At 68.3% G+C, this 13,793-nt stretch carries 14 protein-coding genes; 1 reads left to right on the top strand and 13 read right to left on the bottom strand.

Annotated features, from left to right (window positions below; all coding sequences use genetic code 11):
- From BLQ39_RS02790 to hisD, 4 genes are all read right to left on the bottom strand, one after another.
- The coding region (locus BLQ39_RS02790) for a transposase (protein ID WP_143006458.1) at positions 1 to 245 on the bottom strand (245 nt) is incomplete at its 3' end.
- Positions 246 to 339: 94 nt separating this feature from the next.
- The gene (locus BLQ39_RS02785; protein WP_092321557.1) at positions 340 to 1,371 is read right to left on the bottom strand and encodes a quinone-dependent dihydroorotate dehydrogenase; all 1,032 of its coding nucleotides are present in this window, start codon (positions 1,369 to 1,371) and stop codon (positions 340 to 342) included.
- Positions 1,372 to 1,376: 5 nt separating this feature from the next.
- Entirely contained in the window at positions 1,377 to 1,862 is a 486-nt protein-coding gene (gene nrdR / locus BLQ39_RS02780) for a transcriptional regulator NrdR (protein ID WP_092321556.1), read from the bottom strand.
- Between the two features lie 47 nt (positions 1,863 to 1,909).
- Positions 1,910 to 3,220, bottom strand: a complete 1,311-nt coding sequence (gene hisD, locus BLQ39_RS02775) for a histidinol dehydrogenase (RefSeq protein ID WP_092321555.1) — start codon at positions 3,218 to 3,220, stop codon at positions 1,910 to 1,912.
- Between the two features lie 81 nt (positions 3,221 to 3,301).
- Here hisD and BLQ39_RS02770 point away from each other — a divergent pair, with 81 nt between their 5' ends.
- On the top strand, positions 3,302 to 3,859 hold the full coding sequence (locus BLQ39_RS02770; RefSeq protein WP_092321554.1) for a flavin reductase family protein: 558 nt from the start codon (positions 3,302 to 3,304) through the stop codon (positions 3,857 to 3,859).
- Between the two features lie 92 nt (positions 3,860 to 3,951).
- Here the strand turns inward: BLQ39_RS02770 and BLQ39_RS02765 are convergent, their stop codons facing one another.
- The 9 genes from BLQ39_RS02765 to ftsZ all read right to left on the bottom strand — a co-directional run bounded on the left by BLQ39_RS02765 (position 3,952) and on the right by ftsZ (position 13,648).
- The gene (locus BLQ39_RS02765; protein WP_241977118.1) at positions 3,952 to 4,731 is read right to left on the bottom strand and encodes a lysophospholipid acyltransferase family protein; all 780 of its coding nucleotides are present in this window, start codon (positions 4,729 to 4,731) and stop codon (positions 3,952 to 3,954) included.
- A gap of 184 nt (positions 4,732 to 4,915) precedes the next feature.
- The gene (gene dnaE, locus BLQ39_RS02760; protein ID WP_241982799.1) at positions 4,916 to 8,383 is read right to left on the bottom strand and encodes a DNA polymerase III subunit alpha; all 3,468 of its coding nucleotides are present in this window, start codon (positions 8,381 to 8,383) and stop codon (positions 4,916 to 4,918) included.
- A gap of 110 nt (positions 8,384 to 8,493) precedes the next feature.
- Positions 8,494 to 9,414 carry an RluA family pseudouridine synthase gene (locus BLQ39_RS02755; protein WP_092321551.1) on the bottom strand — a complete coding sequence of 307 codons (921 nt, stop codon included), beginning with the start codon at positions 9,412 to 9,414 and terminating at the stop codon, positions 8,494 to 8,496.
- Positions 9,415 to 9,422: 8 nt separating this feature from the next.
- Positions 9,423 to 10,037: a signal peptidase II gene (gene lspA / locus BLQ39_RS02750; protein WP_174775313.1), complete on the bottom strand. Its 615-nt coding sequence runs from the start codon at positions 10,035 to 10,037 to the stop codon at positions 9,423 to 9,425.
- The gene (locus BLQ39_RS02745; RefSeq protein WP_092321549.1) at positions 10,027 to 10,677 is read right to left on the bottom strand and encodes a DivIVA domain-containing protein; all 651 of its coding nucleotides are present in this window, start codon (positions 10,675 to 10,677) and stop codon (positions 10,027 to 10,029) included. The genes lspA and BLQ39_RS02745 overlap by 11 nt, the downstream gene beginning before the upstream one ends.
- Before the next feature lie 99 nt (positions 10,678 to 10,776).
- Complete coding sequence (locus BLQ39_RS02740) at positions 10,777 to 11,076, bottom strand: YggT family protein (RefSeq protein WP_092321548.1); 300 nt, start codon at positions 11,074 to 11,076, stop codon at positions 10,777 to 10,779.
- A 25-nt stretch (positions 11,077 to 11,101) separates the two neighbouring features.
- Entirely contained in the window at positions 11,102 to 11,587 is a 486-nt protein-coding gene (locus tag BLQ39_RS02735; protein ID WP_092321547.1) for a cell division protein SepF, read from the bottom strand.
- Positions 11,588 to 11,623: 36 nt separating this feature from the next.
- Positions 11,624 to 12,319: a YggS family pyridoxal phosphate-dependent enzyme gene (locus tag BLQ39_RS02730; RefSeq protein ID WP_092321546.1), complete on the bottom strand. Its 696-nt coding sequence runs from the start codon at positions 12,317 to 12,319 to the stop codon at positions 11,624 to 11,626.
- Positions 12,320 to 12,364: 45 nt separating this feature from the next.
- Positions 12,365 to 13,648, bottom strand: a complete 1,284-nt coding sequence (gene ftsZ, locus BLQ39_RS02725) for a cell division protein FtsZ (protein WP_241982798.1) — start codon at positions 13,646 to 13,648, stop codon at positions 12,365 to 12,367.
- Positions 13,649 to 13,793 lie beyond the last annotated feature (145 nt).

The raw sequence follows: 13,793 nt of genomic DNA, 5'->3' as shown, positions 1-13,793 counted from the left end.
CGGGAGTGGATCTTGTCCCAGGTCCCGTCGCCGCTGAACCGGCGATGCCGTTTCCAGACCGTCTGCCACGGACCGAAATTCTCCGGCAGATCCCGCCACGGAATTCCCGCCCGGAACCGGTAAATGATGCCCTCCACGATCGAGCGATGATCCCGGAACGGTCGCCCCGCACTGCCATCCGAGCTCGGCATCAACGATTCAATCCGAGCCCACTGGTCATCGGTCAGGAGAGCAGTACGCGACATTCCTCCACCCTCCCAAACGAATCACGATTCGATTAGGAGACACGCCCTAGCAGGCTGGTCTGGCCTGCTGTTCCGGCCGCTACGGCCGGGTCGGTCAGGGGTGCAGCAGTCGGTCCAGGCCGCGGTTGATCTGACGCGCCCAGAGCGGACCGCGGTAGAGGAAGGCCGTGTAACCCTGCACGAGGGTCGCGCCCGCCTCGAGGCGTTCGGCGACCTGCTCGGGGGTTTCGACCCCGCCGACGGAGATCACGCAGAGGCCCGCGGGGACCGTGGCCCGGATGAGCCGAAGCACCTTCAGGGAGCGCCCCGCCAGCGGCGCCCCGGAGAGACCGCCGGCACCGGCCGCGGCAACGGTGGCGGCATCCGTCTTCAGCCCGGCACGGGAGATCGTCGTGTTCGTGGCGATGATGCCGTCCAGTCCCAGCTCGACGACCAGCCCGGAGATGCGCGTGACCTCCTCGTCGCTGAGGTCGGGGGCGATCTTCACCAGCAGCGGGGTTGCGCCGGCCGCGGAGCGGACTGCCCGCAGCAGCGGGGCGAGCTGGTCGAGTTCCTGCAGGCCGCGGAGGCCGGGCGTGTTCGGCGAGCTGACATTCACCACGAGGTAGTCGGCGAGCGGGGCGAGGGCCGCTGTGCTGGCCAGGTAGTCGGCGGTGGCGTCCTCGACCGCCGTGACCCGGCTCTTGCCGATGTTGATGCCGAGCACCGGCCGGCCGGCCGTAGCACGCACCCGGGTCAGGCGCGCCACGGCGGCGGCCGCGCCCCCATTGTTGAAACCCATGCGGTTGATCACGGCGCGGTCCGGAATGAGTCGGAACAGTCGCGGCTTCGGGTTTCCGGGCTGGGCGATCGCGGTCAGGGTCCCGACCTCGACGTGGCCGAAACCGAGCTGGCCGAGGCCGATGACGGCCTTGCCGTCCTTGTCGAAGCCCGCGGCCAGACCGAACGGGGAGTCGAAGGTCAGGCCCAGGGCGCTCACCGAGAGGTCGGTGCGCGGCCGGGTGAACCGCCGGACGAACCGCCCGACTCCGAGGGCGGGCAGCGCCCGGATGACGTCGAAGGCGAGGTGGTGGGCGCGCTCGGGGTCGATGCGGGTGAGCACGAGCCGGAAGAAGAGGGGGTACACGGGCTCTACAGCTCGGCCAGGGGGGCCTTGTCCGAGGCCTGCCCGTCGTGTTCGCGGCGCAGCTGGGTGATGGCCTGCTCGAAGTCCTCGAGCGAATCGAAGCCCTGGTAGACGCTCGCGAAGCGCAGGTAGGCGACCTCGTCAAGTTCCCGCAGCGGCGGCAGGATGGCCAGGCCGATGTCGTTGGCGTCGAGTTGGGACGCGCCGGTCTGCCGCACGGTTTCCTCGACCTTCTGCGCGAGCATCGCGAGGTCGGAGTCGGTGACCGGGCGGCCCTGGCAGGCCTTGCGCACGCCGGAGACGATCTTCTCGCGGCTGAACGGCTCGACGACTCCGCTGCGCTTGATCACGTTCAGGCTGGCGGTCTCGGTGGTGCTGAATCGGCGGCCGCACTCCGGGCACTGGCGCCGGCGGCGGATCGAAAGCCCGTCGTCGCTGGTGCGCGAGTCGATGACTCGGGAGTCGGGGTGGCGACAGAACGGGCAGAACATTGTGTTGCCAGCCTATCGTGCCGACGGTGGCGACCGGAGGCCCGGTGTCACTCCCCCGGGAATCGCGCAGCGACCGCGTCCCCGTGCGCCGGCAACGCCTCGGCATCGGAGAGCGCCCGGATGTGCCCGGACACCGCCTGGAGCGCCTCACGGCTGTAGCGCACCACCTGCTGCGGGCGGAGGAATGTGTAGGCGCCGAGTCCGGAAGCGAACCGGGCCTGGCCTCCGGTCGGCAGCACGTGGTTGGATCCGGCCGCGTAGTCGCCCAGGCTGACCGGCGAGTGCGGGCCGAGGAAGATGGCGCCGGCGTTCTCGATCAGGCCGAGCACGGCATCCGGGTCGCTGGTCTGGATTTCGAGGTGCTCCGGGCCGAACGCGTTGCTGAACGCGGCCGCGGCGGACAGATCGTCGACGAGGACCAGCGCGGACTGCCGGCCGCCGAGGGCCGCGGTCACGCGGGCGCTGTGGGCCGTGGATGCCGCGAGCTCGGCCAGCCGCGCGGCGACGGCGTCGGCCAGGGCCGGCGAATCCGTGACCAGCACCGCGGCGGCGAGTTCGTCGTGCTCGGCCTGGCTGACGAGGTCGGCCGCGATGAGCCGGGGGTCGGCGGCGTCATCGGCGATGACGAGGATGTCGGTGGGCCCCGCTTCCGCGTCGATGCCGGTCTGGCCGCGGACCAGTCTCTTGGCGGCGGCAACGTAGACGTTGCCCGGGCCGGTGACGAGTTGCACCGGGTCGAGCCCGATGCCGGGCACGCCGTACGCGAACGCCCCGATAGCGCCGGCGCCGCCCATCGCGTAGATCTCCTCGACGCCGAGCAGTCCCGCGACGGCGAGGATGGTGGGGTGCACGCGGCCATCGAAGTCGCTCTGCGGGGGTGAGGCGAGGGCGATCGAGGTCACGCCGGCCACCTGGGCCGGGACCACGTTCATGACCACGCTCGACGGGTAGACGGCTTTGCCGCCGGGCACGTACAGGCCGACGCGGGCGACCGGCTGCCAGCGCTGGGTGATCTCCGCGCCCTCGGCGATCACGGTCGTGACCCGCGGCGGCACCTGGGCGGCGCTCGCCCGGCGCACCCGGGTGATGGTCTCTTCGACGGCCGTGCGAACCTGCGGGTCGAGCCCGGCCAGCGCCTCACTGATGTGGGCAGCAGGCACCCGAACCTGGGCCGGGCGCACCCGGTCGAGGCGCTCTGCCTGGTCGAGCAGCGCAGCTTCTCCCCTGGCCCGGACGTCGGCGATCAGGTCGGCCGCGATGTCGCTGGCGGACGCCACGTCGGTGAGCGCGCGCGGCACGGCGGCCAGCAGTTCGGCCGGCGTCGGCCGGGTTCCTCGGAGGTCAATCGTCTGGATCATCGCGCTCCAGCATATCCGCCCTATCCTTGAACCATCGGTGCCCGGGAATAGGGTGGTCACCCAGGAGATTGAAGCAGCAGTATGAACGACACGACCTCACCCCCGCCACCGCGGCCGCCTGCCGCCATCCCTCCCCTCGAGGGCGACCCGCACGCTCCCGTCGACCTGGCCGCCTTCAAGCACGCGTTCCGGCGCCACGCCTCGGGCGTCGCCGTGATCACCTCCGCTCGCACCGACGGCACGCCGGTCGGCTTCACCGCCACCTCCCTCGCCTCGCTCTCCGCCGTCCCGCCCCTGGCGACGTTCAACATGGCCCGTTCGGCCAGCGCCTGGCCGGCGATCATGGAGAATGACCGCGTCGTCATCCACATGCTCGGCGTGCGCAATCGCTCGGTCGCCGAGAAGCTGTCCGGCCCGAACGAGCAGCGCTTCGACGGCGACCACTGGTACCGCGGCCCCTACGGCCTCCCGGTGCTGAGGGACGTGACGTCGTGGATGGTGGGGCGCATCATCGAGCGGGTCCAGGTGCACAACAATGCGGTGGTCGTGGTGCAGATCGAAGAGGGCGGCATGGGTGAGGACGACCAGGCCCTGCTCTACCACGAGCGCACCTACCGGGTGCCCGGCGACCGGGTCTAGCCGGCCTTCGACCCGCCGACTTCGACGGTTGCGGTCGAGATTGCCTGGTGTGCCGGTCGAACTCGACCGCGACTGTCACGGTCGAGGCGCGCCTAGTGCTCGCGCTCCTCGCGGCGACGCCGGCGCTCCGCCTCGGCCACCGCGGCCTCCTCGGGAGTGGGTGCGGTGCCGCCGAGGTGTTCCGGCTGCCACCACTGGCCGGCTCCGTCTACGGGGTAGTCGGTCTGCAGCGAGTCGACGAGCCGCTGCAGCGTGTCGTGCAGGCGCAGGGTCTGCTCCGTCGGGTCGGCCGCCGGGTCGACCCGGATCGGTTCGCCGATCGCGTAGCGGATCGGCGTGGCGAAGGCCTCCCGCAGCGAGGGCTGGTGGTTCTTGGTCAGCACGCGGTGGCCGCCCCAGACGGCGACCGGAATCACGGGGACGCCGGCCTCCGCCGCCATCCGCACGGTCCCGGTCTTCAAGGCGCGCACCGTGAACGAGGCGTTGACCCCGCCCTCCGGGAACACGCCGAGCAACTCCCCCGATTTCAGGGAGGCGACCGCCAGCGCATACGCGTCCGCGCCGGCCTTCATGTCGACGGGGATGTGGCCCATCGAGCGCAGCACGGCGCCCGCAAGCGGCTGCTTGAACACGGCCTCTTTGGCCAGGAAGCGGATCCGCCGGCGGTTCTTGTGCCACAGCATCCACTCGACAAGGGCGAAGTCGAGGTAGCCGAAGTGGGTGATCGCCAGCACGGCGCCCCCGGCATCCGGAAGGTTGCGCAGCCCGGTGACCTTCGGCTTCAGCCGCAGGGAGCTGAACAGCGCCCGCCCGACGCCGATCGCGGCCGTGTACACCGGCTCACCCATGTTCATCGGCTCGGCCATCCTCATCCACAAATCCTATCCAAAACCCCATCCCGCGAAACCGCAGTTGTGCGCGCTAAGACCCCCGAATAACGTGCACAACTGCAGGTTCGCGGGGTAGGGAGCGGGGTAAGGAGGGGCGGAGGAGGGGCGGAGGAGGGGCGGAGGAGGGGCGGAGGAGGGGCGGAGGAGGGGCGGAGGAGGGGCGGGGTCAGCTCAGGCAGTAGGGCCCGAGGAGGCTCTTCAGCTCGCCGAACAGGTCGGCACTCACCTTCACCTGGTGCGGCAGCTCGAAGACCCGGGCGGAGGCTCCCTTGACCAGCTTGAGGCGCACCTCGGAGTCGCCGCCGTGCCGGGTGAGCACCTCGCCGAGCGCCCTGACCGTGTCGGCGGTCGCCCGCGCCTCGGTCAGGGTGATCGCCAGGGGTCCGCTCTCGAAGCCCTGTCCGAGGTCGGGGCTGAGCAGGCTGAACGCATGCAGGTTCATCCCGTCGTCACGCAGGCTCACCCGCCCGCGCACGACGACGATCGAGTCGCTGACGAGGTCGGCGGTGAACTCGAGGTAGGCCTTACCCATGAACATGACGGTGATCTCGCCGCCGAAGTCCTCGACCTGGATCATGCCGTACTGGTTGCCGGATTTCTTCGCCGTGCGGTGCTGCACGCTCGTGATCAGCCCGGCCACGGTGACGGTGTCGCCGTCCTGGGTCGCCTCGGACGCGATCAGGTCGGCGATCGTCGTGCTGGCGTGCTTGGCCAGCGGGATCTCGAGCCCCGCGAGCGGATGGTCGGACACGTACAGGCCGAGCATGTCGCGCTCGAAGGCCAGCTTCTCCTTCTTGCTCCACTCGGGGCGCTCCGGCACCTGCTCGGTGTCCTGCGGGTCGTCGAAGAGGCTGTCGAAGTCGAAGCCGACCATGCCGTGCACTTCGTCGCGTTTGATCTTCACGGCCGATTCGACGGCGCCCTCGTGGATCTCGACCATGGCCCGCCGGGTGGCGCCGAGCGAGTCGAACGCGCCGGCCTTGACCAGCGACTCGATGGTGCGCTTGTTGGCCACCGGGAGCGGCACCTTGCGCAGGAAGTCGTGGAACGACTCGAAACGGCCCTTCTCGTCGCGGGCGCCGCGGATGGCGTCGACGACGTTGAAGCCCACGTTCCGCACAGCCCCCAGCCCGAAACGGATGTCGGTGCCCACGGCCGCGAAGAAGCCGATGGACTCGTTCACGTCCGGCGGAAGCACCTGGATGCCCATCCGGCGGCACTCGTTGAGGTAGAGCGCGAGCTTGTCCCTGGCGTCGCCGACGCTGGTGAGCAGGGCGGCCATGTACTCGGCCGGGTAGTGCGCCTTGAGGTACGCCGTCCAGTAGGACAGCACCCCGTAGGCGGCGGAGTGCGCCTTGTTGAACGCGTAGTCGGAGAACGGGAGCAGGATGTTCCAGACCGTGTTCACGGCATCCATCGAGTACCCGTTGGCCGTCATGCCGGCGGAGAAGCCCTCGAACTGCTTGTCCAGCTCGGATTTCTTCTTCTTGCCCATCGCGCGCCGCAGCAGGTCGGCCTGGCCGAGGGAGAAGCCGGCCAGCTTCTGGGCGATCGACATCACCTGCTCCTGGTAGACGATCAGGCCGTAGGTGTTGCCGATCACATCGACGAGGGCCTCTTCGAGCTCCTTGTGGATCGGCACGATCTCCTGCTGGCCGGTCTTCCGCAGCGCGTAGTTGGTGTGCGAGTTCGCGCCCATCGGGCCCGGCCGGTACAGCGCGATGACGGCGGAGATGTCCTCGAAATTGTCGGGTTTCATCAGCCGCAGGAGCGAACGCATCGGCCCGCCGTCGAGCTGGAAGACGCCGAGCGTGTCGCCGCGGGCGAGCAGCTCGTAGGCGAGCGTGTCGTCGAGCTCGAGGTCCTCGAGGATGGGGCGGTGGCCGCGGTTCACCTCGATGTTGTCGAGGGTGTCGTCGATGATGGTCAGGTTGCGCAGCCCGAGGAAGTCCATCTTGATCAGCCCGAGGGCCTCGCAGGCCGGGTAGTCGAACTGGGTGACGACCTGGCCGTCGACCTCACGCTTCATGATCGGGATGATGTCGATCAAAGGGTCGGAGGACATGATCACGCCGGCCGCGTGCACGCCCCACTGGCGCTTGAGGTTCTCCAGGCCGAGGGCCGTGTCGAAGACGGTACGGGCCTCCGGGTCGGATTCGATCACGGCCCGGAAGTCGCCGGCCTCCCGGTAGCGGGGGTGGTCCTTGTCGAACATGCCCGTCAGCGGCACGTCCTTGCCCATGATCGCCGGCGGCATCGCCTTGGTGAGCTTGTCGCCCATCCCGAACGGGAAGCCGAGCACCCGTGAGGAGTCCTTGAGCGCCTGCTTGGCCTTGATCGTGCCGTAGGTGACGATCTGCGCCACCCGCTCGTCGCCGTACTTCTCGGTGACGTAGCGGATGACCTCGCCGCGGCGGCGCTCGTCGAAGTCGACGTCGAAGTCGGGCATGGAGACGCGGTCGGGGTTGAGGAACCGCTCGAAGATGAGGCCGTGGCGCAGCGGGTCGAGGTCGGTGATGCCCATCGCGTAGGCGACCATCGAGCCGGCGCCGGAGCCGCGGCCGGGGCCCACCCGGATGCCGTTCTTCCGCGACCAGGTGATGAAATCCGCCACGACGAGGAAGTAGCCGGGGAAGCCCATCTGCAGGATGACGCCGACCTCGTAGTCGGCCTGCTTGCGCACGTTGTCCGGGATGCCGGCCGGGTAGCGCTGGTGCAGCCCCACCTCGGTTTCCTTGATGAACCAGCTCTGCTCGTCCTCCCCCTCCGGCACGGGGAAGCGCGGCATGTAGTTGGCCTGGGTGTTGAACTTCACGTCGCAGCGTTCGGCGATCAGCAGGGTGTTGTCGCAGGCCTCCGGGTTGTCCCGGAAGATGTGCCGCATCTGCGCGGCGGTCTTGAGGTAGAACTCGTCGGAGTCGAACTTGAACCGGTTGGGGTCGTCGAGGGTCGACGCGGACTGCACGCAGAGCAGCGCCGCGTGGGCGGTCGCGTCATGGGCGTGGGTGTAGTGCAGGTCGTTCGTGGCCACGAGCGGCAGGCCGAGCTCCTTGGCGAGCCGCAGCAGGTCACTCATGGTGCGCCGCTCCACGTCAATGCCGTGGTCCATGATTTCGCAGAAGAAATTCTCGCGTCCGAAGATGTCGCGGTAGTCCGACGCCGCCTTCTTCGCCTCCTCGTACTGCCCGAGACGGAGCCGGGTCTGCACCTCGCCGCCGGCGCAGCCGGTGGTGCCGATGAGGCCGGCGGAATGCTGGCTGAGCATCTCCCGGTCCATGCGGGGTTTGAAGTAATACCCCTCGAGCGACGCCCGCGAGGAGAGCCGGAACAGGTTGTGCATGCCCTCCGTGTTCTCCGAGAGCAGGGTCATGTGCGTGTACGCGCCGCTGCCGCCGACGTCGTCACGGTTCTGGGCGCCGGTGCCCCACTTCACCCGGGTCTTGTCGCGCCGGTCGGTGCCCGGCGTGATGTACGCCTCGGTCCCGATGATCGGCTTGATCCCCGCCTCGGTGGCCGTGCGCCAGAAATCGAAGGCGCCGAAGACGTTGCCGTGGTCGGTGATCGCGACCGCGGGCATCCCCTGCTCCACGGCCGCCTCGATCAGCGGTTTCACCCGCGCGGCGCCGTCGAGCATCGAGTACTCGCTGTGCACGTGGAGGTGCACGAACGAGTCGTTCGCGCCTCCCGAATTACCCTGAGGCGCCAAAACTGCTCCGAATTCGTGGGTGGTGGTGGTTGTCCAGCCTAATCGCCACAGAGGACAGAGAGGGCGTGTGCCAGGTCGTCCGGGTAGGGCGCGGTGAACGTGACCCATTCCCGGGAGTCGGGGTGGGAGAAGGCCAGCTGGGTGGCGTGCAGCCACTGCCGGGTGAGCCCGAGCCTGGCCGAAATGGACGGGTCGGCCCCGTACATGGCGTCGCCGACGCACGGATGCCGCTGAGCGGCCATGTGCACCCGGATCTGGTGGGTGCGGCCCGTCTCCAGGTGCACCTCGAGCAGCGACGCGGAAGGGAAGGCCTCGAGCGTCTCGTAGTGCGTCACCGAATGCTTGCCGCCCTCGACCACGGCGAATTTCCAGTCGGAGCGCGGGTGGCGCCCGATCGGGCCTTCGATCGTGCCGCTGAGCGGGTCGGGGTGGCCCTGCACGACGGCGTGGTAGATCTTCTCCACCTCGCGGTCGTGGAAGGCACGCTTCAGCGCCGTGTAGGCCGCCTCCGACTTGGCAACGACCATCAGGCCGCTCGTGCCGACGTCGAGGCGATGCACGATGCCCGCGCGCTCGGCCGCGCCGGAGGTCGCGATCCGGTACCCGGCGGCGGAGAGCGCGCCGAGCACCGTCGGCCCGGTCCAGCCGACGCTCGGGTGGGCGGCGACGCCGACCGGTTTGTTGACGACGACGATGCTCTCGTCGTCGTGCACGATCGTCAGGTCGGGTACCGGGATCGGCACGATCCGGACGGCCTCCTTGGGCTGCCAGCTGACCTCGAGCCAGCCGCCGGCACGCAGCCGGTCGGACTTGCCGACCGTGACGCCGTCGAGGGTGACGCCGCCGCCCTCGGCGACCTCGGCCGCGAAGGTGCGCGGGAAACCGAGGAGGCGGGCGATGCCGGCGTCGACGCGGACGCCGTCGAGGCCGTCCGGGAGGGGAAGTGAGCGGGTTTCCATCGTGGTGGCTAGAGTGCACTCTCTGTGGGAGCTGGACCGACGAGACCGTCGGCGGTGGAATCCGCCTTCGACGAGGAATCCTCTGCGGGTGCGTCCTTACCCGCCGCGGCGGGCGTGCGCACACCGTCGAGGCCGATGCCCCGGATGGTCAGGATCATGAAGATTCCCATGCTGACGACGATGGACATGTCCGCCACGTTGTAGATGGCCGGGATCATCCACGGGGTCGAGATGAAGTCGACGACGTGTCCCACCCCGAAGCCGGGCTCACGGAGCAGACGGTCGGTCAGGTTTCCGAGGACTCCGCCGAGCAGCAGTCCGAAGACGACCGACCAGGCGACCGAACGGATGCGGCCGGCGAACCAGACGATGAAGACGACGACGCCGGTGGCGATGATGGAGAAAATCCAGGTCATGCCGCTGGCGAGGGAAAATGCAGCGCCCGGGTTCCGGACGAAGTGCAGTTGCAGCACATCGTCCAGAACCCGGACAACATCACCCTCGGTCAGGTTGGTGACAACGAGGAACTTACTGATTTGATCAAGCGCGTACACGCCCAGCGCAACAACGGCCAGGACGAGTAGGGCGCGGAAGCTGACCTTCGCTGTTGAGCTACGCGCCAAAGCCCTGGAAGCTCGACTTCGGAGCGTTGCCTGCGTCGCTGCCGACTCCGGCACCAACCGGCGAGGTGGCGTCGAGGTCGCGCAACTGGCCCTCAATGTAGCTCTTCAGCTTCTGGCGGTACTCGCGCTCGAACGTGCGCAGCTCTTCGATCTTGCTCTCGAGCGTGGAACGCTCCTTCTCGAGGACGTTGATCTGGGCGCGCTGCTTCGCCTCGGACTCGGCGATCACGCGGGCGGCCGTGGCGTGGCCCTCGGCGATCAAGGCGTCGCGCTTCTCGGCGCCTTCCTTCACGTGCTCCTCGTGCAGGCGGCGAGCCAGCTGGAGCAGGTTCGTGGTGCCGGCCGTCTCGTCGGTCGAATCGACCACGGGAGCAGCGACGGGAACGACGGCTGCCTTGACCGGCTCGGGCACGGCAACCGGCTCCGGTGCGGCTTCGGCCACGGTCTCGGCGACCTTGGTGGGCGCTGCGGCCCCGTCGGCTCCGAGCTGAGCCCGGAGCTCCTCGTTTTCCTTGGTGAGGCGGCGCAGTTCGACGACGACCTCATCGAGGAAGTCATCGACCTCATCCTGGTCGTATCCCTCACGGAACTTGGTCGACTGGAACCGCTTGTTGACTACATCTTCCGGAGTTAGCGCCATGGCTTTCCACCCTTAGAACTAGGTTGTGAATTGAAAAGAAAACGTTCAGGTAACGCTAGCAGCGTCACTGGTCAAGGATACATCCCGCAGTTGGGGGGCCTATCCGATTCCGCGCAGCCACGCCGCAATCGTCATTCCGATGATCGTGCAGAGCATGGTGAGGCTCCAGCCGAAGTCGAAGGCGATCGGCCCGACGCGCAGGGACGGCACCACGCGGCGGAAGAACTTCAGCGGCGGGTCAGTGAGTGTGTAGACGAGTTCCACGAGCACGAGGAGGAAACCGTGGGGGCGCCAGCCCCGGTTGACGCCGCGCACGAGGTCGACGATGAACCGACCCCAGAGAACGAAGAAATAGAGCAGGAGAAGGAAGTAGGCGATGCCGGCCAGCAGGGATAACACTCTTCGATACTACGGGGCGTCGGGACTACGACTGCGCGAAGAAGGACGCCTCGGCGTCGGCTCCCTCATCGTCGTGGTCGCCGGAGACGACGACATGCGACGGTGACAGCAGGAAGACCTTGGCCGTGACCCGCTCGATCTTGCCGTACAGGCCCTGGGAGAGTCCGCTCGCGAAGTCGATCAGGCGGCGGGCGTCAGCGTCGCTCATCTGGGACAGGTTGATGATGACGGGGATGCCGTCGCGGAAGGATTCGGCGATCACCTGGGCGTCGCGGTACTGGCGCGGGTGAACGGTGAGGATTTCATTCATTTCGGATGCAGCCACATTCTTGGGGGTGGAGGTCTTGCGCAGGGGCGTCACCGGGGCGCGCCCGGCCGGGTTCTGACCGCTGGTTTTCTGCGAAGACGGGGTGGGAACGGCAGAGACGTTGGCCGCGGCCGGCGCCTCATACTCCAGCTCTTCGTCTGCCAGACCCAGGTAGACCATGGTTTTCTTGAGCGGGTTGGACATCTCGACCTCCGTGTTGGTGATGCTTCATCTTTGAGATTAACCGTGCTCCGGGCGTTTCCCGGTGATTGCGGTGCCAATTCGTAGGTGTGTCGCCCCTTCGACTATCGCGTCGACGTAGTCCGAGGACATCCCCATCGAGAGGAATCGCGCCTCCGGGGCCAATCGCCGAACCTGGTCCCCCAGCTCGCGCACGCGAGCGTAGGACCGGCGTGGTTCCGCCCCGAGCGGCGCGACGGCCATCAGTCCCAGCAGACGGATGCCCGGGGTCTCGAGGACCCGACCCACGAGCGGTTCGAGCAGCGCGGGGGCCACTCCGCCGCGCGCCGGATCCTCGGTGAGGTTGACCTGGACGAAGCAGTCCACGGTGGATTCTTCCGACGCCAGGGCGGCAGCCAGCGACTCGCGGTCCAGGGAATGGATCACGTCGGCGTAGGCCCGTACCTGCCTCGCCTTCTTGCCCTGCACCTGGCCGACGAAGTGCCAGGTGAGGCCCAGGTGCGCCAGTTCGGCGGACTTCGCCTGGGCCTCCTGGTGCCGGCTTTCCCCGAAATCCCGCACGCCCAGGGCGGCCAGTTCTTCGATCAGGGAAGCCGGGTGGAACTTGGTCACGACAATCGTCGTGATCTCGTCCGAGGACCGTCCGGCCGCCGCCGCGGCGTCGGCGACACCGGCGCGCACGGCGGCGAGACGGTCGGCCAACGGAGCCGGCGCTGGAATCACAGGCTCACTCATGGTCGACCGCCCCGCCCCCGCTCTCGCTACTCGTCCCGGCTCTCGCTACTTGAGGAAATCGGGGATGTCGAGGTCGTCGGCCTCGTCTTCGAACGCCGGGTCGGCCGCGACTGCCCCGCCCGGTGCCGGCTCGCCGCTGGACCAGACCGACGAACCGGTGTGCTCCTCGACGTACTGTCCCGAACCGGACTGACCAGAACCGGACTGTCCCGTTCCGGACTGTCCCGAACCGGACTGCCCCGAACCGGACTGCCCCGAACCGGACTGCCCCGAACCGGAGGACAGTGCGCCTGTGGTCGACGCCCCGCTCGAGGCGCTGCCGGCGGCGATGCCCGCGGCTACCAGGTCGGCACGGCGGACCTCGACCGGCTTGGCGCCCGGCTCTCCGCCGTCGAAGCCGGCCGCGATGACGGTGACCCGCACCTCGTCGCCCAGGGTGTCGTCGATGACGGCACCGAAGATGATGTTGGCTTCGGGGTGCACGGCTTCCTGCACGAGGCGCGCGGCGTCGTTGATCTCGAAGATACCGAGGTTGGAGCCACCCTGGATCGAGAGGAGCACGCCGTGCGCGCCGTCGATGGATGCTTCGAGCAGCGGGGAGGCGACGGCCAGCTCGGCCGCCTTGATCGCACGGTCGGCGCCGCGGGCCGAGCCGATGCCCATCAGTGCCGAGCCGGCACCCTGCATGACCGACTTGACGTCGGCGAAGTCGAGGTTGATCAGGCCGGGGGTGGTGATCAGGTCGGTGATGCCCTGCACGCCGGCAAGGAGAACCTGGTCGGCGGTCGCGAAGGCCTCGAGCATGCTGATGCCGCGGTCGCTGATTTCCAGCAGGCGGTCGTTCGGCACGACGATGAGCGTGTCGACCTCGTTCTTGAGCGAGGCGACGCCGGTCTCGGCCTGGGCCTGGCGCCGCTTGCCCTCGAAGCCGAACGGTTTCGTGACGACACCGATGGTGAGTGCGCCGATGGATTTGGCGATGCGGGCGACGACGGGGGCGCCACCGGTGCCGGTTCCGCCACCCTCTCCGGCGGTGACGAAGACCATGTCCGCCCCGGCAAGGGCCTCTTCGATTTCCTCTGCGTGGTCCTCGGCAGCGCGACGGCCTACCTCGGGGTCTGCTCCGGCGCCGAGGCCGCGGGTGAGGTCACGGCCGACGTCGAGCTTCACGTCGGCGTCGCTCATCAGCAGCGCCTGGGCATCCGTGTTGATGGCAATGAACTCGACTCCGCGGAGGCCAAGTTCGATCATGCGGTTGACGGCATTGACACCGCCACCGCCGATACCGACAACCTTGATTACGGCTAGATAGTTCTGATTGTTTGACACGTCCGGCCTCCGGGTGGAACCCTAAACCTCTAGTGGAGGCTTAAAGTTATGCTGAGTATGCAATTCCTAATTCCGAAGGTAAGCGCGCGCAGGCCACGTCCGGGGACGCGCCCCGCGTGTCGCGAAGAATCGGTCACAATTGCCT

This window comes from Cryobacterium psychrotolerans (genome assembly GCF_900101115.1).
Classification (GTDB): Bacteria; Actinomycetota; Actinomycetes; order Actinomycetales; family Microbacteriaceae; genus Cryobacterium; species Cryobacterium psychrotolerans.
Note: the sequence above shows the minus strand (reverse complement) of the source record. Positions and strands in the feature narration are given on the sequence as shown.